Annotated in this window: 14 protein-coding genes and 2 pseudogenes; 7 read left to right on the top strand and 9 right to left on the bottom strand. The window is 38.3% G+C overall.

What is annotated here, in order from left to right; genetic code table 11:
* The first annotated feature begins 31 nt into the window (after window positions 1-31).
* Window positions 32-424, top strand: coding sequence for a tautomerase family protein (locus tag ACXHJ2_RS10550; RefSeq protein ID WP_165083934.1), 393 nt, complete (start codon window positions 32-34; stop codon window positions 422-424).
* 157 nt (window positions 425-581) lie between these two features.
* Here the strand turns inward: ACXHJ2_RS10550 and ACXHJ2_RS10545 are convergent, their stop codons facing one another.
* The gene (locus tag ACXHJ2_RS10545) at window positions 582-1,133 is read right to left on the bottom strand and encodes a GNAT family acetyltransferase (RefSeq protein WP_165083936.1); all 552 of its coding nucleotides are present in this window, start codon (window positions 1,131-1,133) and stop codon (window positions 582-584) included.
* Between the two features lie 276 nt (window positions 1,134-1,409).
* On the opposite strand from ACXHJ2_RS10545, the pseudogene ACXHJ2_RS10540 reads away from it, so the two are divergent.
* From ACXHJ2_RS10540 to ACXHJ2_RS10525, 4 genes and pseudogenes are all read left to right on the top strand, one after another.
* Window positions 1,410-2,069: pseudogene (locus tag ACXHJ2_RS10540) on the top strand (MBL fold metallo-hydrolase); the annotation flags it as partial.
* A 576-nt stretch (window positions 2,070-2,645) separates the two neighbouring features.
* Complete coding sequence (locus ACXHJ2_RS10535) at window positions 2,646-3,452, top strand: DeoR/GlpR family DNA-binding transcription regulator (protein WP_457874881.1); 807 nt, start codon at window positions 2,646-2,648, stop codon at window positions 3,450-3,452.
* Window positions 3,449-4,282: a Cof-type HAD-IIB family hydrolase gene (locus ACXHJ2_RS10530; protein ID WP_457874790.1), complete on the top strand. Its 834-nt coding sequence runs from the start codon at window positions 3,449-3,451 to the stop codon at window positions 4,280-4,282. The genes ACXHJ2_RS10535 and ACXHJ2_RS10530 overlap by 4 nt, the downstream gene beginning before the upstream one ends.
* 670 nt (window positions 4,283-4,952) lie before the next feature.
* Entirely contained in the window at window positions 4,953-5,696 is a 744-nt protein-coding gene (locus tag ACXHJ2_RS10525) for a hypothetical protein (RefSeq protein WP_231124630.1), read from the top strand.
* 1,041 nt (window positions 5,697-6,737) lie between these two features.
* Here ACXHJ2_RS10525 and ACXHJ2_RS10520 read toward each other — a convergent pair.
* From ACXHJ2_RS10520 to ACXHJ2_RS10510, 3 genes are all read right to left on the bottom strand, one after another.
* A complete protein-coding gene (locus tag ACXHJ2_RS10520; RefSeq protein WP_165083945.1) occupies window positions 6,738-7,958 on the bottom strand; it encodes a CynX/NimT family MFS transporter in 1,221 nt (406 codons plus the stop codon).
* Window positions 7,959-8,159: 201 nt separating this feature from the next.
* Window positions 8,160-8,957: a dihydrodipicolinate synthase family protein gene (locus tag ACXHJ2_RS10515; RefSeq protein WP_102163732.1), complete on the bottom strand. Its 798-nt coding sequence runs from the start codon at window positions 8,955-8,957 to the stop codon at window positions 8,160-8,162.
* A 280-nt stretch (window positions 8,958-9,237) separates the two neighbouring features.
* Window positions 9,238-9,426, bottom strand: coding sequence for a cupin domain-containing protein (locus tag ACXHJ2_RS10510; RefSeq protein WP_165083947.1), 189 nt, complete (start codon window positions 9,424-9,426; stop codon window positions 9,238-9,240).
* 474 nt (window positions 9,427-9,900) lie between these two features.
* Here ACXHJ2_RS10510 and ACXHJ2_RS10505 point away from each other — a divergent pair, with 474 nt between their 5' ends.
* A complete protein-coding gene (locus ACXHJ2_RS10505) occupies window positions 9,901-10,815 on the top strand; it encodes a LysR family transcriptional regulator (protein WP_029515234.1) in 915 nt (304 codons plus the stop codon).
* Window positions 10,816-11,284: 469 nt separating this feature from the next.
* On the opposite strand, the gene ACXHJ2_RS10500 is transcribed toward ACXHJ2_RS10505, so the two are convergent.
* Complete coding sequence (locus ACXHJ2_RS10500; protein ID WP_165083949.1) at window positions 11,285-12,232, bottom strand: cation diffusion facilitator family transporter; 948 nt, start codon at window positions 12,230-12,232, stop codon at window positions 11,285-11,287.
* Window positions 12,233-12,522: 290 nt separating this feature from the next.
* Here ACXHJ2_RS10500 and ACXHJ2_RS10495 point away from each other — a divergent pair, with 290 nt between their 5' ends.
* Complete coding sequence (locus ACXHJ2_RS10495; RefSeq protein ID WP_165083974.1) at window positions 12,523-12,822, top strand: TnsA endonuclease N-terminal domain-containing protein; 300 nt, start codon at window positions 12,523-12,525, stop codon at window positions 12,820-12,822.
* 399 nt (window positions 12,823-13,221) lie between these two features.
* Here ACXHJ2_RS10495 and xerS read toward each other — a convergent pair whose 3' ends face one another.
* The 4 genes and pseudogenes from xerS to ACXHJ2_RS10475 form a co-directional block, all read right to left on the bottom strand.
* Entirely contained in the window at window positions 13,222-14,292 is a 1,071-nt protein-coding gene (gene xerS, locus ACXHJ2_RS10490; protein WP_165083951.1) for a tyrosine recombinase XerS, read from the bottom strand.
* 537 nt (window positions 14,293-14,829) lie between these two features.
* Window positions 14,830-15,057, bottom strand: coding sequence for an aminoglycoside 6-adenylyltransferase (locus tag ACXHJ2_RS10485; RefSeq protein ID WP_342212801.1), 228 nt, complete (start codon window positions 15,055-15,057; stop codon window positions 14,830-14,832).
* Window positions 14,985-15,701, bottom strand: a pseudogene (locus ACXHJ2_RS10480) (aminoglycoside 6-adenylyltransferase). Before ACXHJ2_RS10480 ends, ACXHJ2_RS10485 begins: the two are co-directional and overlap by 73 nt.
* 625 nt (window positions 15,702-16,326) lie before the next feature.
* Window positions 16,327-20,178, bottom strand: a complete 3,852-nt coding sequence (locus tag ACXHJ2_RS10475) for a GH32 C-terminal domain-containing protein (protein WP_238791133.1) — start codon at window positions 20,176-20,178, stop codon at window positions 16,327-16,329.
* Between the last annotated feature and the right edge of the window lie 86 nt (window positions 20,179-20,264).

The following is a 20,264-nucleotide window of genomic DNA, read 5'->3' as shown; positions in this document are numbered from 1 at the left end:
AAATAATTTTTATTAAAGGGAGGAAGTTAAAATGCCATTACTTCGTTTTGATCTTATTAAAGGACGAGATAAAGCAAGCCTGAAAAAACTTTTGGATGTTGCCCACCAAGTTGTTGTGGAAGCTTTTGACGTTCCTGAGCGAGATCGTTACCAAATCGTTCACGAACACCCGGCGGACCATATGATTATTGAGGATACTGGGCTAGGATTTAACCGTACCGATAGTCTAGTTATTCTCTCCATAATAAGCAAAGCCCGACCAAAAGAGAAGAAACAAAAGCTCTATTCCTTGCTGGCTGAAAGGTTAAAAGCTGAATGCGGCATCGCACCAACCGATTTAATGGTATCTATTGTTGAAAATAATGATGATGATTGGAGTTTTGGACTGGGGGAGGCACAATTTTTGACCGGTAAGTTAAGCTGATTCAATGCTAGTCGTTTCGATCTTAATCGGTAATATCTCTAATTCTAATCGCCCTTCAACTGGCCTGGTAGGCTAGTTGAAGGGCGATTTCCATGAGGTTTGGTATTGAGATGGTAAAATAGGCTTATGGATGGTCCAAAATTACAATTACATGCAATCACTCTGATGTGAAACAACCCAATTCATAGTAAGTATTATTGTTGAAATCAAAGCTTTTAATCACGTCAAGACCAAGCTTTTTGGTATGAGCAGCGTAAGATCTATGATTGATGTGGTTTATAAAAGTTATCAATATCGGATATTTTTTACTCATTTGCATTCTGGAAAAATCAAAAACCTTTCGGAGTACTACCGTCCCCCTGTAATCCATATCAATGCAAATTGGCCCATACTGATAAGTGTTTTCAGTAGAAAGAGTAATCCCCTTATATTCTGTATCTTTCAAATCGCCAATCATAAATTGAAAAAGAGGCCACTTAGCCCAATACTTCCATGAGGCAGCCATCACATAAGCAATAATCTTCTGGCCATGACATGCAATTGTAATTCCATTTTCATTTTCAATTAATTCCTTAAATTGTTCTTCTGTAAATAAGGTTGTTACGAAGCCATCGGGTTTGTCTTTTTCACTAATGGTTGTAATGTGATATTTTTTTTGTAATTCCACTATAGCAGATATATCATCAACAGTAGCGTTTCTATAAATCATTGTTATCCTCCTATATGAAATGAGCTTAAAAAAACTTTACTTCAGCATTCGACATATTGCAACCATTTTAAGTTGTAGGTTTTTGCGAGAGGAAGGCTACACTATGATCAGGAGAGCGTTAACAGGGGGAGAGCGACTGGAATTTCTATTATCCTACCTGTCTTACAAGGGAACATTGGAAAAGTTTTTCAACAATTTTCCCAAGAGGGAGAGGATTTTCAGATCGACCCACTGCAGATTAGTGTAGCCCCTGACGAATAAGCAAATGGAGTTAGAATTGATACAGGGCTTGGGATTGATAGTATCAAAAGAATAACAGAGCAGTTGACATCTTTACCTCTAAAAGTTATTACGACACATGTCCACACTGACCACATAGGTAACCATGGCGAATTTGAACGGATCTTTGTCCATAAAGGAGATGAAGACTGGCTAATTAACGGGATTCAAGGCTTAACAATAGAGCAAATCAGGAAGAATATTAGAAGAGATATAACCTTGCCTACTCCAGAAAGGTTTAATCCGGATACATACCAACTCTTTAAAGGAAAGCCGACAGGTTTGTTGAAGGATGGTGATATATTCGATCTAGGGGACAGAAGATTAATTATATATCACACTCCAGGACATTCTCCTGGCCATATTTCAGTTTTCGATGAAACAAAAGGGTATTTATTTACTGGCGATCTGCTCTATGATGAAGCGCCAATATATGCCTTTTATCCTTCAACGAACCCTGTTGATTTAGTGAATTCATTAGAAAAGATTGCAAGAATACCCAACATCAAAATGGTATACGGTTCTCACAATACATTAGGACTTAATCCAATAATTTTAGATGAAGTAAAAATTGCAGTTAAATTTCTGAGGGAACATGATCTCGTCAAATTTGGAACTGGGATTCATAAATTCAACGGATTTAGTGTTCAGTTCTAATAATCTTGTCAAACTAACGGGAAACGTTAGCTCAATAAAATAGCGATAGTCTAGGACTTTATTTCGTGTTATTTAGGTCAATCAGAGATTTCTGGTTGGCCTTTTTTCTTAGGCATCATATGATGGCGGTAGCCGAGAGAACGTTGACTTTATTGGGGCGGGCCCCGTCGTGAAAACAGTTCTCTCACTGCCCTCAATGACCATGTTTGAGCTGGTTGAGACAGGGATCTCGTATCACAAGCGAAGCTATGGGGGAGAACCATCGTGGGAGTGGCCGCAACTTTAATATTAGGGAGTGTGTTATGGAGCCGGTTGTAGGATTAGATGTGGATTAGTTTCCTATTTTAATACGCGAGGAGTGCAAGCATTTTATAATCAATCCACTTCAAACTAAAAACCGACACTGCAGATGTCAAAAGATTGAATTTATCAATAAATAGGCAAAATGTATAAAGTCCCTGGACTCTTAATGCGATGTGCATGCGGATCGGGGACTTATCATGTGAAATACTCAATATAAGCGGTTTGCTTAATTTTTGAAAAAAACACTTAAAAACACTTAACAAAAAGCGTTAAATTGCTTATGATGAATATAGGGAAAGGGGGAGGGATTATATTCACCAAGAGGAACGACTTTTAAAAATTTTGGAGTATCTCCAAAGCCGTAACCAATTATCAAATTCGGAAATTTGCGATTTATTGAACATCTCGAGAGATACGGCAAGAAGGGATATTATTAAGCTTGTTCATGAAGGGGGGGTTATCAGAACCCATGGAGGTATTGCCTTACCCTTATTAAAAGAAGAAATAAGAGCCTACAAGGAACGTGTAACCTCAGCAACAAAGCAAAAGATGCTTATTGCAAAAATAGCTTCTGAGCATATCGCTGACGGAGATGTATGCTTCATGGATGTATCGACTACCATTCAACTGCTCTGTGGGCAATTGGACAAGAATCTGACGGTTTACACACACTCGTTGGATAATGCAGAAGCTTTATCAGCAAAAAGTGAAATTAACATAAATTTGCTCGGGGGCAAATTTAATCATGAAAACCGTTTTTTTTATGACTACGACACGGCTATGCAGTTGAACGATGTTTTTTTTGACAAAGCTTTTTTAGGAGCTGCCGCCATTATGGAAGACGGAGTGTATTTTGCGAACCGTGATGATGCTTTAGTTAAAAAGCTGGTATCGAGGCGTGCCAGAGAAGTATTTTTACTTGCTGATTTCAAAAAATTTAATTTAACAAGCCCGTTTAAAGGTCTGAATTTTTCCGAAATTGATATTCTAATTACAAATCAGGATGCCCCGAAGCATTCATTGCTGATGTTGCAGGATAGCGGAGTAGAAGTTATCAAGGTGCTTGAGGAAGAAAAGTGATAAAAAATCGCAAGGGAGCATGGGCCATGATACAAGCAATCTTTAGCGATATTGACGGGACGTTGTTAAATTCAAAACATCAAATTACATTCGACACCAAAAATACAATCCAAAAGGTTGTGGGAGGAAATATCCCTTTTGTACTCGTTTCAGCGAGAATGCCAAGCAGCATTTTTCCTCTTCAGCAAGAGCTCAATATTAACGCTCCCGTCATTTGTTATAGCGGTGGTCTAATATTGGGCTGTAATAGGGAAATCCTCCATAGCATCTGTTTATCGAAAAAGAGCATTAAACAAATATACGATATTGTATCGGATAATTATCCTTCTATTAGTTTTAACTTATATGGCTATGACCAGTGGATCGTTGATAACACTCAAAATCCTTGGGTAATTCAGGAAGCGGGAATTATTAATGGCTCTCCCATACAGAGGGTGCTTTCCTCATATATAGAAGAAGATCATGATACTCACAAAATTTTATGCATGGGACTTCCCGAAGACGTTGAGCGGCTTGTACAACAAATCAAAAATGAAGTTACTGGTATCAGTGTCTATAAATCCAAGGGAACCTATCTGGAAATTATGGATGAGATGGTGTCCAAATCGTATGCCATTCAGGAACTCGAGGGGATATTTAATATTACTTATCGTGAATCGATGGCCATTGGAGACAACTATAATGACATGGATATGATTTTGTACGCAGGCCTAGGAATTGCAATGGGGAATGCGCCAGAGGAAGTTAAGAAAATTGCCGACTGGGTCACATCGAGTAATGATGAAGACGGTTTGAAAATAGGCTTGGAGAAATACATTTTGTCCGTTTGAAATGATCCAGTGACATTGGATATCCAAACACCAAAAAACTGTAGGCATTAGAAATAGAACAGAGGGGGACACATAACCCTGAGGATACTGAGTTTGTATCTTCTCGGTCTGCGAGTGACGAGAACGGTAGAAAAAGAAAAGCAGAGTGAGACGACAAAAAGAGATCAACGTGTTCCGACCGTTGATCTTCCTTTTGTTGTGCTCAATCAGCACGACAGATTACAAAAAAGATGAGGAAAGTTAGGTTGGGAGTTTGGTCGTCTGGATTTGTAGTGAAGAGCTTATTTACCTGTAATGCAGAAGAGCAGAAGGGATTAGCGATGCACGTGGCATCAAAAGTCAAGTTTATTAAACTAAAGGGCAGGATAGTCAATTTTTTCACAAATACTTTACATTTGAAAGAAATTTGCGAAATTCGTAGATAAGAGGTCATGAGAAAGTGATGTAAGCTTTTGGATGCTAGGTGAACAAGGAGAGCCTGCTTACCTTATGACGGATTTTCTTATAATGGACTGGTTAAAACCCATGAAAACGTGGATTCTTTTTTATGCAACATTAACGTTATCTTTGTGTGATCAAACATAGGACTTTAGCAGTTAGATACCATTCATAGATATAGTGAATAAGTGGATAGTGTATAATGAAGAAAATAGAAACGGAGGACAAATCGGTGAAGATACAACTATTGGTACTAATCATTTCTATTGGTGGAGTAGTATTAGCGACATTCATTTCTGTGTTTGCTGTGCTTCGATTGAAAAAGAGTCATCAAACGGCGAGTGACGAACAGAAGAATAGTAGAAAAGTAAACTTAGCCATACCGTCTAAAACATTTGAAGTTGAACTCCATCAATCACTCTTTCAGGACTGGGGAAGTGGTGTGGAGGAATCATCGTTTCAAGACGATAAATCTAGTGTTTATCTAGAAGTTTATAATCATGGAAATATCCCAGCAGAAAATGTCATGGTTGAGATTGCGGTTGATTTTGATGAATTAAATGATTTTATGAAAGATCATACCGCTTTCAATGATGAAGATAATCATTCATTTTATCTTTCTGAGGAAGAAGAAAAAGTCGTTATTTCATTTAATAAAGTAGAAAATATCAAACATGAAATCAGTTTTCATCTTGAGGAATTGGGAACGATTCATCCTGTTGGCGCAGAAAAACACGGTATAAAAATACATCTTCCTAGATGGTACATATACTTATTGAACATAAAGGCATTTAATGAAAACTTGGATTTATTCAGTTTGAATATCATATTGGTGTACAAAGATCCGAATAATGAAAGTAAATTATGTACAGAAGAGTTTTTGATTGAACCTGAGATACATATGGCGAAGAGGGAAGAAGAGCATTCTAATAATAAGGTGAAGTATAGAATTAAGGGTGAGTTAATAATAGAATAACTGTTTAGCACGGTTTATACGGCTTCCAGTAGGTAGTCGTTCTTTTTTTTGTTTCAAAAGATACTTAACAATATCCTGGCAGCCAGCTACAAGGCAATTAAAATGAACAAATGGACTTCAAGGATCAATGTGAAATCGGTGAACCTATTTAGGTAACTTTGCGTCATTAATGTAGGAACATTTTTGTCATTGGATAAAAATGGGGAGAATATGGACTAAGTAATTGTAGTGACACAAATCTTCCCTAAGTCTAGCCTCAGGGATAAATACAGTGAGATTGATGAATTTTACCTGATTTATATCATGAAGAATCCACGTTGCTATGCGGGTTTTCTAAGACATCTTCACAAAACCCGTATTTCTTTCAGTTTGATTAAATTATTATTTAGTCTTTATTTAATAAGGGTTTTATATATTGTGTCACAATATATATATATTTGATTGTAAGTATAGGTTTAAGCCATAGACACATCGGCAGAGGAATAGCCACAGAAGCAACAGCGAAAGCGATAGCTCCTATCCATTATGAAAAGAAACATGAATTCATTCATGCTTTTTGCAATCCTGCTTCTAATGTCATTTGTCGCAAGCTTGGCTTCTTCTTATTGGTGAATGTGATTTTGAATACCCTGTTGGTACTACCATACGATGTAATGACTGGAGGCTGAGGGTCGGGGACGGCTTATCTTAGTTGTGTAAAATAGATATTAATTGTAATTTGCAAGAAATATGTCGTACCGTTCGGCACAATAGCATGCAGCGCTTCCATGAGCTTGAGTGAGGAAACTAAATCATTTCCAGGGAGCTTAATGATTAAGTGAATTTATGAATCCCAGTACGGATTAGCATTCAGTTCTAATAATCTTGTCCAACTCACGGGAAACGTTAGTTCAATAAAATAGCGACAGTCGGTAAGAAGTTCTCTTGTTTTCAACTATCCATTCCCCTTTATATATTAATACCAATTACAAAAAAGTCCCAAAAACAAATGTTTTTGAGACTGGGTTAAAAACCAAGTATTCTTGTTTACTGACTGGTATCCTATGCTACATATTCATTTTTTCCTGCGCCTATACCCGTGATAAAGATAATAACAGAAGTTAAAACTAACATCAGTAAGGAAGTATTCCAATTATGTGTCACATCATGCAACCATCCAAATAAGACAGGGCCGATAGCAGACAAAAGATAACCTAATGATTGAGCCATACCGGATAATTCTGCTGCCTCATTCGTATCTTGAGTACGTAAACTAAAAAACATCATAGCTAAACTAAAGGCAAATCCCACTCCAATTCCAACCATAATTATCCATATTGGAATAAGGATCGTGCTTCCGTGTAAGATACCGAATACCCCTCCAATAAGCAAGACGACTGAAACCAGTACTAATGAATGCTGCTTCTTTAAACGTCCAGCTAAAATAGAGACAATAAACGTAGTAGGAAGCATAGCAAATTGCATTAAAGACAACATCCAGCCAGCTGCATGAGTGTTCAGCCCTTTTTGTTGAAGAATTTCAGGAAGCCACGTTATCATGGTATAAAAGATTAAGGATTGAAAACCCATAAATAACGTGACATTCCATGCTAGTTTAGAATGCCATAAGTTTATAGATTTAACTTTCTTTTTAGTTTGTACAAATCTAATAGATTTATGTTGATTTTGTATTAGTGGTAACCAAAAGAAAAGTGTAAGAAGAGATAAGATTCCCCAGCATCCGAGACCTCCTGACCATCCTAATCCTGATAATGAGGAGATGGGGATACTTATACCGGATCCAATAGCTCCACATAAATTCATAGAGACTATATAAATCCCTGTTATCATTCCTACATTTTGTGCAAAGTTATGTTTAATGAGACTGGGGAGTAATACATTACCAATGGCAATACATGAACCAATTAAGATTGTTCCTATAAATAAGGTTATTACACCACCAAAAGAACGTATTCCAAATCCAATGGTTAATAAGATTAAAGAAATAAATAGGATAAACTCCGTACTAAAACGTTGAGCTAACTTAGGGGCAAAAGGGGATAAGAATGCAAAAGTAAGTAAAGGTACTGTAGTTATTGTCCCTGCTAGTATATTAGATATGCCTAAACTGTCACGTATAGAATTTATTAGTGGACCCACTGATGTTAGTGGGGCTCTGAGATTGGCTCCCATTAGGATGATACCTATAATAAGTAATCCTATTCTAGGCTTTAGATCCGGTTTCGGTTGTCCTAGTTGATTGGTTTTTTGTGAAATACCCATGATCGCTATAGATCCTCCGCATTTAATACTAAATCTTTTCTAAATTAGGTAATCAATTCATTTATTGTTTGGATTGCCACACTTCCATATTGTTCCACAATAGTAACCGTAAAGCAGAGAACATAATAAAATGTTGTTTTCTACTTGACGGTTACTTTTAAACATTTTAATTAAATTAAGCGAATTTTTGGACTTCTCCCGTTAGTTAATAGGAGAACGACAAGCCCCTACTTTTATACCTAAAGAATTATAGTGATTTTTTATGTTTATGATGGCTTGACCACTTGTAACTTTATTAATTAATTGTTTTATCTTCCAAAGGTCTACTGGTTTATTCATTAATAAGTCATTAAAAATTTGTTTGATTTCTTGTGGGTAAACATTTCCTACCATACTAGAAAGTCCATTACAGCCATTCATTATCTTTTCTGTAAGATTTACATCTCCACCAGCGAACATGATGAAATCATCTGGTAAGTCAGTATTATGGTGACGTTTGGCATCACTCTCTTCTTTAAGTCCTACAAGGTTAGAGTACTTCTGGTTAATAACAGTCTTTAATGATTCAGCACTTAGCTCAAATCCTGTTCGGAAAGGATTATTATAAAGGACAACGTTTTTGGTGGTATGTTGTAGCAGCTCATTGATATAAGAAATAGCTTGTTGTTGTGTCGGCTGAATGTAAGGTGGAAACTGAATTAGAATAGAATCAAAAACAGATTCCTCAAGCTTTTTAACCAGTTTTATTGCATTTCTTGTTGTTGTAGCTGATACGCCAAACATCAGTTCAACATTTTCAAATTTTTGTTGATTAAAATAATCAATAATATGGATACGTTCTTCAATGCTCATTGAATTTTGTTCGCCTGTCGTAGCAGACACAAGTAGTGAATCTATCCCGTTATCTGTTAAATGTTTAACAATAGGATTGAATCCTTCTAAATATAAGCTCTCATCATCACGAAAGGGAGTTGGAATAGCAACATTAAAATTTTTCATCAGTTATATCCTCCAGTGTATATACATTACAAGAACTAGTTTGTACATAAGGTCAAATACTAAATCCTTTCAGATAATTTTTAAAAGGTATATATTTGAATGACTAAATTGTTCTATGTTCATGTTGTTTAAAGTTTGGTTACATTCTTCAGGCCAAAAGTATTAACTAATCTTTTCTAGTTATTCTTTGTTTGTGTATCTGTTTTGACTATGTGACGAGGTGTACTACCCAAGAACCGGTACATTTTGAAAACGTGTAAATAATAGCATCCTCTGTTTGCTAAGTGTTGCAATGTTCATGAGCAGAGCAAGGAGGAGCTAAGAATAGGTCACCTTTTTTCAATTCAATCTTTTCTCCATCCACGATACTATAACCCTCGCCCTGAAATACTAGATTGAGAGCTACATTAGTATGACGATGAGCTTTATTATGTCCACCAGGTTTAAAAATTTGGACGACTACTTTCATAGTTGATGAAGTTCCATGCGTATCCCCTGTATGATTATGAATGAGTGACAATGTTCCACGGCCACTTTAATGAAAGCCTTCCGATACAGATTAATTGAGTAATGGATAAATGTCTTTCCATTTCCATGAACATGCTCGAACGGCAGGCTTCCTACTCTTTATTAAAAACTCACTGTAGTAGATAATCTCTGTTTTTTGACTACCCATCTCATCACCCCCACAAAATTTTTACACAGTTTAAAGAATTTATACTTTTAGGATTAAAGACTTTACTTGGATCTCTGTGCAACTAATAGTCTAAGACAGTTCAATCAATAGTACAATTCAATTATTTATATAATAACCATAGGTTTAACCTATGATATAATGTGTAATATCTAAGATTGTTTATAGTATTCCTATTGAAATTCATGTTAATGAACTTGCAAAATGCAAAGGTAGGAACTATTACCGTTTAAATCAGGAGGTTTAAGAATGGAGTTAAGACAACTTGAATATTTTTACGCTGTGTGCCAAGAGCTACATTTTACAAGAGCAGCAGAAAAGGTAGGGATTTCTCAACCTTCTTTAAGTCAACAAATTCGTTTGTTAGAACATGAAATTGGCACACTTTTATTTGATCGCATTGGTAAAAAGACGGCTCTTACGGAATCAGGGGAATTACTCTTAAAGTATACACGTAACATTTTTCATGAACTGGAACAGGCAAAAACCTCAATAGATGAACTAAATGGCCTTCAAAGAGGAACCATTTCTATAGGCACCTTGTTAACCGTTGAAAATTACCTCATTCCGCCCACATTACGTAGTTTTCATCATCTATATCCTGGTGTTAAGATATCTGTGTTTGGATTACGTACTGGGGATATTCAAAAACAACTGTTAGAAAATAAGCTGGATATAGGCATTGTTTTTCTACCTATGAAAGGGGATGAATTAGAAACCATTTCTTTATATAGAGAGGAAATGGCGTTTGCAGTGCCTGTTGGACACCCGTTAGAGAATCAGGATAAATTAGGTATAGAAGTCTTGCAAACAACACCTTCCATCTTACTTCCTGAACAATATTTTATAAGACAGCTTATAAATAAAGCTTGTAAAGATGTGGGGTTTATTCCAGAACCGGTCTTTGAAATTACAACCATGCAATCTTTAATTAATATGGTTATAGATAGGATAGGGGTAACTATATTACCGCGACCTTACTTAGAGTACCTTAACCATCCTCGTATCAGAATTATTCCCATTTTAAATGTTAATCTTGCTCGATATATAGGAATTATCTACAGGAAAGATAAATACCTGAGTGCTGCGACACGTATTTTTATTAATACTCTAAAAGAGACTTCACTCCATTTGACTCAGAATTTTATGAAAGGCACTGATTAAACAGTCCACTCATTTTATTAATCTTTATTTATATACTACTGGACATATAAAAGAAAGAAGCTACGACGGTCAGTTCTTTTTTGGATTGGAAAAGTCAGAGGGAATAGCTTCAGGTGCTATTAATATGTAAAGAGAACGGAAAAGTCACCATTTCAAAAATAATAAGGTCACCTTGAATCACTGATTGAATCGTATCAAAGGGCAATCGCGTAGGTAAAGATGCGTACGAAAAACCGTATTGTGATGGTGGGCAGACTTGAATTATCTCGATTCAGGTATGAATTTGACTTTTGAGAAAATAATGAGGTTTATACTAAATGCCATCGCTCCATTTAAGAAGGAATGACCCATTTTGCGTTAACAGACTTGGATCTTAGTCTACAGAACAAATTTCCAAGGAGTGCATTGGTACTTAGGGGAGCGGTCGAGGTTTCAGCCGCTCCAAAAAAGTCAAACAGTCCTCCTTTTATTAATGGCTATGATGTGCATGTGCATCCGGCACACCTGACTCTATAGTGCACAAAATGGATTTATCGTGTCTATGCTGTTCGGACTCGATCTGCAAAGTAGAGTGAGGAATGTTCTTATGCTCCAGCATATGCTCGATACTATGCAGTAGGGCCTCGGTTTCATACACTGTTTTATTTCCATCAACTACAATATGCGCAGTCAGAGCGTTTAAGTTGCTAGTAATTGACCAAATATGCACATCATGTACGGCTTTCACACCTTCGAACTGCGAAATGGCTTGTACGACTTCCTCTACATCAATGTTACGGGGTGTTCCTTCCATAAGCACATGCAGGGAAGACTTACTAACAAAGTAACCACTGCGAAGGACAAGTACTGCGACAATTACACTAGCAAGTGGGTCTGCCCAACCCCATCCCAAGAACATCATCAGAAGAGCGGCAATAATCGCTCCAACAGATCCCAGCATATCGCTGAGGACGTGCAGATAAGCACCTCTCATATTCAGGTTGTGCTCTGTATCGCTACCTCGCATCATAATCCAGGCAACGAGTATATTAATGAACAGGCCAACAATACTGATAACTAGCATCCCTACTGTAGCTACTTCTGGAGGATTTATAAACCTTTCAATCGCTTCGTAAAAAATGTATAAGGCAATCGCAATCAGAGTAACACCGTTTAGCATTGCAGCCAATATTTCAAATCTCCTGTAACCAAAGGTTTTTTCCTTATTGATAGCTTTCTCTCCAAACTTAAACGCGAACAAAGCGATCGCCAACGCAAGAGAATCCGATAACATATGACCTGCATCCGAGAACAAAGCTAAACTATTGGTAATAAATCCACCAAAAGCTTCGACCAGCATGTAAGTAGTGATGATGATGAAGGAGATCAGCAATACTTTTTTATTGTTGTGTCGATGTCCATGATTATGTCCTGCCATACATATCCCAGCTTTCTATTTTATTAACATATGAGCAACTGTTCATATGTTTTATTGACTTTAATTATATGTGGGGAAAATCTACACGTCAAGTGCAGCATGGCGCAACATCAGTATTTAGTTGCCTTTAAGTTTTATAAAGCATTAAAGCACTTCCGTATTAAGAAAGTGGTTAATAGGTCTAACGTTGTTTTAGTGTATCTATTTTATGGTGTATATAAAGAGGGGATATTTTAAACAGCTTTAAGAAGTCGAGTAGGAGCGTCGAATTTAAAAAATAGAAACAAGCAATCAAAGCTTATTGTGAACAATATCCTAAGATTAGCTATGCTTTTAATGGTGAGCTACATACAAGTATTTTTGACATGTGGATTCAGTTGAAAGATGGAACTGTAAAATGTTGTGAGGTTAAATATGAATTCGAGTTAACTCCCGAAAATCCGCGTAACTCCCGAACATTGAAACAAATAAAGGCACAGAAAATTTGGTGCGATAATAACGGGATTATACATGAAGTTGTTACAGACAAAGATCTAAGAAAGAACCACTTAGAATTGGAAAATAAATTAAAGGTTATCTCTATAATTTAAATGAATTACGGGGTTTCCCTTATACATATTCACAAAACCCGTATTTTGTACATATGTATTACATGAGCTGCTGAGATAAAACTTCTTCTCAACGATTGTTGTCGGATGTGTAGCGACATTAAACTACCCCTACTTTTGACATTATGATGGTGCCTTTATGAATAATGACAATAAAGTATGTCTATAAATATATTTATTCCTTGGTTAGTGATTGTGGGACGGTCTCATCTACACCAAATTATTATAAGAAGACTATTATAGTGTCATTATTTTTTCACTTCATAGAACGTTACTAGTTTAATGTCTTAATTTCTTTGATAAGGGCTAGATTAATGTCATTAATAATAGATATTTAAGGTGGCTTACTAAAATATTATTTATCCATATTATTTATCCATATTATTTATCCATATTATTTACTGCATTTCTCATCTCTTCGTCTGTTAAATGTGTATAAATCATTGTTGTTTGAATCGATGAATGTCCCAATTGGTTTTTCAATCTAGGCACATCATTGTTCTCCAAGTGATAACGCGTTGCAAATGAATGCCTTAGAGAATGTACGGTTAAAGCCGGCTTTCCAAAAGCTGCAGCATATTTTTCGATCAGTTTCTCTATGGATCGCTGAGTTAAGCGTCTGCTTTTTCCTTTACGGCCTATGGGAGCTGCAATAAACAAAAAGGCTTCGTTTTTTTCTGGGGTATATCTAGATTCTCTGATCTGCAGATAATTTTCTAAATCAAGTAGAGCTTGCTTGCTGAAATACACATATTGTTCTTTATTACCTTTGCGTATAACCCTCACTAAAGCTTTAGTCATATCCAGATCTTCAATGTCAATGCCTGCTACCTCAGAGAGCCTAAGTCCTGATCCTAAAATGAGGGAGACAATGGCTGTATCCCGTTCACGATTAAATTGATGGAAATTGAGAATACGTTTATTCTCTTTATTGATTTCTCCGAAATCATGGGCTACAAATAGCCTAAACAACTCAAAGTCGTCTTCTCTGAGAATTTTCCCATCAATACGATTGGCAATGGTTTCTTGGCTTTCTTTAACCACATTTAAATCCATTTTGGCCATAACATTGCGCTGGATATATGGCTTTAGGTCACTTGTTTCAGCCTTGTTCTGTAAGTAATCAAATAAGGATTTTAGTGATGACAATTTACGGTTAATAGTTAGCTTAGTATTGCCGAGTTGATACTCCAAAAATGATAAGAAATTTTCCACTTCACGAATGGTTAGTTTCTCTAAAGTGACTAAATTAATGTTTTTGCGGCTGTCTGCGGTAAAGTTTTCTGTAACTAACCAATCAAAAAATATAATATAATCGTGACAATAATTAAGAAGTGTTGTGGGTGAAAGCTTGCGTTTTTTACTATCTATAAATTCCGTAACGAACCAAGGTAGTTCAGACAGTTTCTCATCAACGCGGTTCATATAGTGTAATTTCATTTGCTTGTCCATATGTATAATAACCTCCTTATATAATTATAATTCTCAAATAATTATTCGTCAAATATGTATTTTACGTAATTTTATTTATTCAAGCTCTCTTCCCATAGTCAAGTAAGTATGTGTAACCAAACACACGGAATCAATCTGGCTAACCTGTCATACGAAGAAAAGAGCCGCCCTACACCTGGGTGACTCTTTCGTATTGCTTATTTGAAATCATTAATTAATGAGCAGACGGGTACCAAAGACTCGACCTATCATAATTTCATTGACCATAAGCATTATATTTCCCGTGAATAAATGTTTGTAAACAAGCTCATAGTCAAGTCCTGATAGCTCAAATTCATATTCTAGCGCAAATGTTTTCAAAAAATTTTGATGCATCAACGGGTTTCACGGTCATGCCCAGCTGAGTCAACCATTTACACCAACGCAGAAACAACAGCGACAATCTAGTAGAGCCAATTAAAGTCCTAGACTATTGCTGTTTTATTGAGCTAACGTTTCTCATTGTGATGATCGGCCCAATATATGCATTATTTATTTTTAATTCTTAAATATTTCCGTTGCATCGGAAGGCAAACATCTGAGATGTATAAGATATTCGGTCATGTTTATGTCGTCATCAAGTAGATAAACAAATGAGAAATGTACAGCAACATCTTTAGCTACAGTACGAAACAAATCACTAGTCACAAATACTAAATTCCAGAAGTTTTCATAATGTCCATCGGAATAAGTCGCTTTGTACAGATCCCAATAGAAATGTGGCAAATATTTTTTTGGAATACTTCCCCATTTGTTCCACTTGATACTTGAAAATCATATCTAGTACCGATCCAACAAGAAATCATCTGATCTAATGATGCCCTAGTCGTTTCTTCGAACATATGCTTCGCATAAGGCATTTCGTCCCGCTTTATTCCTTTTGCAACATTCTACAAACACCACCAAAAATTATTGGTACAACTGACATACTGCCCTATCGTTGGTTGCTTTATATGGTAGTCAATATCTGTCGGAGTAGGAATGGATGGCAGGCAGTTATCCTTATCCAATAGAGGTAGCGTAAGTTTATCAGTACCATAATCATCAATCATTGATTCTTTAGTTTTAATATGAAGGTCAATACGATTTCCATCTTTTAAGAGCATCAAATACCCGTATGATCTTCCAAAGTCCATATCTATACCAATACCGTGGTCTAATTTGTCGGGTTCTTGAATCATTATAAAATTGCCAAAAACATAAATCCATTTGTTATCTTTTATAAATGGCTCCGTTTCAGTAACCACGTAAACAATATCGTAATCCTGATAGATGTCTTTTGGTGCATTAGAGTTGGTTCTTGAACCGTTAATATAGACTGCACGAATCCGTTCGTCATTTCGGGCTACATCTTTTATTAACTCAATCATTTCTTTCTCGGTTCTCATTCCAGTGCACCTCCCTAATATTTTCATTTGATATTAGCATAAGTTCATATTTGTCGTTGAGAAAGTATTCTTTAAACAAAACTGACCGTTAGTTTAATGGGGCGTTATTGTCTATACTTCATTTTCTTTGGACAACAACCAGCCGCCGGAGTGTACCGACAGCTGGCTGCTTATATATATTTTTAATGAAAAAATTCTCGAAAGATATCAACAAACAGACATGCCTGTATCTTCAGCAGCACAGAAGTTTATTGATCTAATAAAGTTTTAGTTTATATCAGTAGGACGAAAACTCAAAGGTTTGATCTCATGCTTTTACCCGGAACGAACTTCTTTCTCGATTAGCAAAAAAGGCGTACCCTTATAAGGTTAAAAGTTATTATTTCTTCATTAATGTGCGCTCACCAAGCCATAATCCTATGGCTCCAGCCAAGGGATTATGGCGAATGAAAATTTACACTTTTATATCCCATCCAAATAAAATTGATGCTGCTTCGTTTTACAAGTACCTCCCCTTCTCCTTGCTACTTCGAATGACAAGCTATCTGACTATTCGGTTTGCTTGGAGTGACTGCAGGACTCACGGGTATTCTGTATTAACAAGAGTTCAGTTGTTGGTTTTCTTCTTTACCTGGACCGGTACGTTGAAATCATCGACGTTAATATGTCCAAAACCGTCTTTTGATTGGTCGACCACCTTTATATAAAGCTCCTCGCCGATATAATCCGACGCATCCCAAATCTTCCGTTGATATTCCTCATAATTAGTTGCTGTCTCTTTAAATAACTCTTTGCCGTCCGACGCCCGAACCAGCGCAACATACAGACGATCCATATCCCGGCCCCCGCTGATAAGGAAGTTGATCTTACCGTTCCCACCAAGGACGAAATTTTGAGATCTTAGCGATCCGGTTAAGCTATCGCCGCCGGCTTGCTCGTTGAAGCCCCACAAATGGTAGCCGCCCGGAATTTTATGCGACGGGTTGAAGTAAATGTTGTCCCAGAAGAACTGGGTATTGGTCACATGGACATTCTGGAAGGCGTCTCCTTCCGTTATCCACCCCGTTAAGTCGCCCGTAGCAAAATCATGGTTAGGCAGCTCTGTAATATCCTTATACACAGAATTATCCCACTTATCGGTTACATAGACCGGAGCAGCCGGTTTACCCGTTAAGGCATTCATATCCCATACTTGCATCGATTTGATATTGATATCGCCATCGGCCCAGATCTGTAAGCCTAAGGAGTCGTACCTGCCTACATAGACACGAGTTGTCAGCTTCTTCTTGTAATTTGCAAAGGCTTCAATGACCGAGCGATCGAGAAAGATATGGAGTTTCAAGTTCTCTCCTTTAAGATCTACATATCCTCCTTGAATGCCGTCCACACGCACATCCGGATCAATGCTGCTCTTGGTTCGATCCACGTTAAATGTCCCGTTCTTCTTGTCGTAGTAAATGAGCGTCTCTTCTTGGCCTTTTTCCGAGCGTCGCACCTTGAGACCAAATTTCTGGGCTTCACGCGGATCAATCTCCATCACAATCTCTAGCATGTCGCCTTTGACATTCTTAATCAATTGATTGGCACTCTCCAAATTTTTGTCCGAAAAATCAACCCACTTTTTCCCTCGAAGGATCTGCAGTTCTTTAATCGGTTCGATATGCAATTTATCATGCTTATCGAGACTTAGGGAAACCGGCAAAGATAAATTATGAGCCCATCCGGATTGATATTCGGCTTGCGGTGTTCTAACATTTTGCACCATGGAGAATACGATCGTTCTTCCGTCGGGTGTGACCAGACCGCTCTCTGCGGTTAAATAGCCGTCACCTACATCCATTTTGGAGGGTGCCTCCTGATCAGGAATAAATTTAAAGTTATCCCGGTCCCAGGTCCCGATCCAGTAAAAGACCTCAACATCTCTTTGCACATCGCTCGCTGGAGGAACATGCTCCGGCTTTTCATGGGGATTAATCATGAAAATATATTTTTGCTTGCCCGTACTATCTGTGCCTAACGGCAATAACACCGGTAGCTCCCATACCGTACCCAACTCCGGATAACGGCTTCTGTCACTAACGTATAACGGTCCCTTATATTCCCAATTGTACATATCATCAGATACATACACCAAAGCTGTGCCGCTGCTGAAGTCTGGAAGACCAGATGTCACTAACTGATACCACTTGTCCACCTCTTTGTCGTACCATACAAACGGATCGCGGAACTCGTTGTGGATGCCTTTTCCGTTCTGCTCCGTTACCGGTTTAGGATATTTCACCCATTTTTCCAAATAGGGATCGGACAAATCCGCCGGAGTTGCCAGCCCTATTCTTTGGTTCGGCGACAAGGAGTCGTTGCCAGCGGTATAGAACAGAACAGGATTGCCGTTTCGATCATACGCTGCACTGCCTGACCACGTGCCGTCCGGATCTAGGGTGCCCGCTTCGGGCGCAAGAGCAGGTCTTACATTTTCCCAGTTCACCATATCGTCACTCACCCAGTGACCCCAGTGGATTTGATGCCAGAATGGACCTTGCGGGTTATGTTGATAAAATAAATGGTATTTGCCGTTATAGTAAATCGGTGCATGTGCTTCATTCATCCAGTTTTGCGGAGGCATCGCGTGGTACTGGGGTCGGTGCTGATCTCCGTCAAACACACTTGGATCCTCATCAATGTCCGCATTCGGAATTTTCGGAATTGATCCTCCATGAAGCGCCTTCACGCTCTCATATCCAGCAAGTATCTCCTGGTTCGTAAGGGCTTTATTATGCAGCTTCACTTCATCTAGGAGCCCGCTGAACATATTGAAGGAGAACACCCCTGCTAACTCTACAGGTTTATTATTTTGCCCGATGATCAGGCTTTCGCTAGATGGTGTGATCGGAACGTTGACGGGGGTTGCTTGGGAAGCCACTTCCTCACCGTTTAGATATAACTTAATTTTTCCATCTTCTTTACTGAAAGTAGCGGCCACATAATTCCACTTGTATTTTTCCAACGGGTGATCCTTTACCCATACCTGAATCCACTGACCGCCGATGCCTACTTGCATCGACCATGTACCGTGCCGATACATACCAAGAGAAAAGCCTTCCGCTTTATCCTGATCGGATTGGTTTACGATCGCAGACAGCTTGTTTCCGTCTCCCCACTCATAGCTACGCGGTGCAACCCAAGCTTCGATGGTTAACGCGTCGCTTACAGGCACAGTATCGTTTGCATTGACTTCAATATAATTCGAGTATCCATCGAACAATAAGGCACCGCCTTTTATTCCACGCGGAGTCCATCTCGGATCCTTCGATGCCATATACCTGGCGTTGTTAAATACATAGTTCACATCGTGCTTAAGATTGTGTACTTTCTCCAACGCTTTCTTTCCTGCGCCTTCATCAAGGTTTAAGTAGAAAATAGTACCCTTACCACTTGCTTGGAAACTATCAACGGCAATGCTGGCTTCATTGGAATGATCGACAACTTTTACATAGAGCTTTTTGTTGTAGTGTTCTTGCACTTTCCATGAGATTTTCTCGTTCGCACTGACATTCCCGGTTTTCATAAGCAATGTATTGCTGTTCGCTTCGTAAAGTGCGACATAGGCGTTTTCTGGTTTGGGGATATCCAAAATAGTAAAGTTAATTGTTCCGGTTCCCTGAAGCGTGAAAGTATTAGAAGTGATGGAGCCCTTTCCTTGCAGGGAGGACTTGGCATAGAAGTTCCCTTCTTTGCTCGCATGAGCTTCATCAGTCACTTCAAAAGCATCTCCCTCAACCGTCCAGCTATCGAGATTTCCGGTTTCAAAGCTTGGATTATCGATTTCATAGCGCTTGAAATCCGGCTTGATATCCGTCGCAACAATTCCTTCAGCTGGCTCCGACTCATGGTACATGGAGAATGCGTCCGCAAAAATGACTCCCCAATCCGAGGTTGCATTATCGACGACCTCCACATACAGTTTCTTGCCCAAATATGTGGAAAGATCCGCCTTGTATTGCACCATATTGGCAAGCCGCATGCCCAGCGCGGGATCTGGGAAGCCCACGTCGGCGAATGCGCTATTTCCGTATCGGGCAATAACTTGTCCCGTATCGACTTCCACAATATTTATAAATACCTTGTCTGGGTTCTTCGCACCGCCAAGCCTGAAGCTGATCCAGCCGCTGCCGCCCAGCACGAAAGTGCTGGAATGAAGTATACCTGTCGCAGATTCGTCATACTTCCAGCCGTTTAAATGATAAGCTCCTTCCTGGTTATACGGTATTTTTTCCGCCCACCAAGTCGTTTCGTCGGTTACGCTATTCGGACCGAACGCATCGCCTTTGACAACGGTCCATCCCGTCAAATCTCCTGTTTCAAATCCAGGATTCCGGATTTGATAGACTGAATCCGGAACTGACAATCCCATGTCATTCTTAGGAATATTCTTGATTTGATAAATCTTGACTTTCCTCATTCTCGAGCCTCCTTCGAAACTTGTTATACTTGCGAACATCGATACCTCATTTCGAAATGCTCTCCTTGTACAAAGATGAATAGTCA

The sequence above is a fragment of the Paenibacillus sp. ALE3 genome, from assembly GCF_054113405.1.
This window is presented reverse-complemented; position numbering and strand designations above follow the sequence as displayed.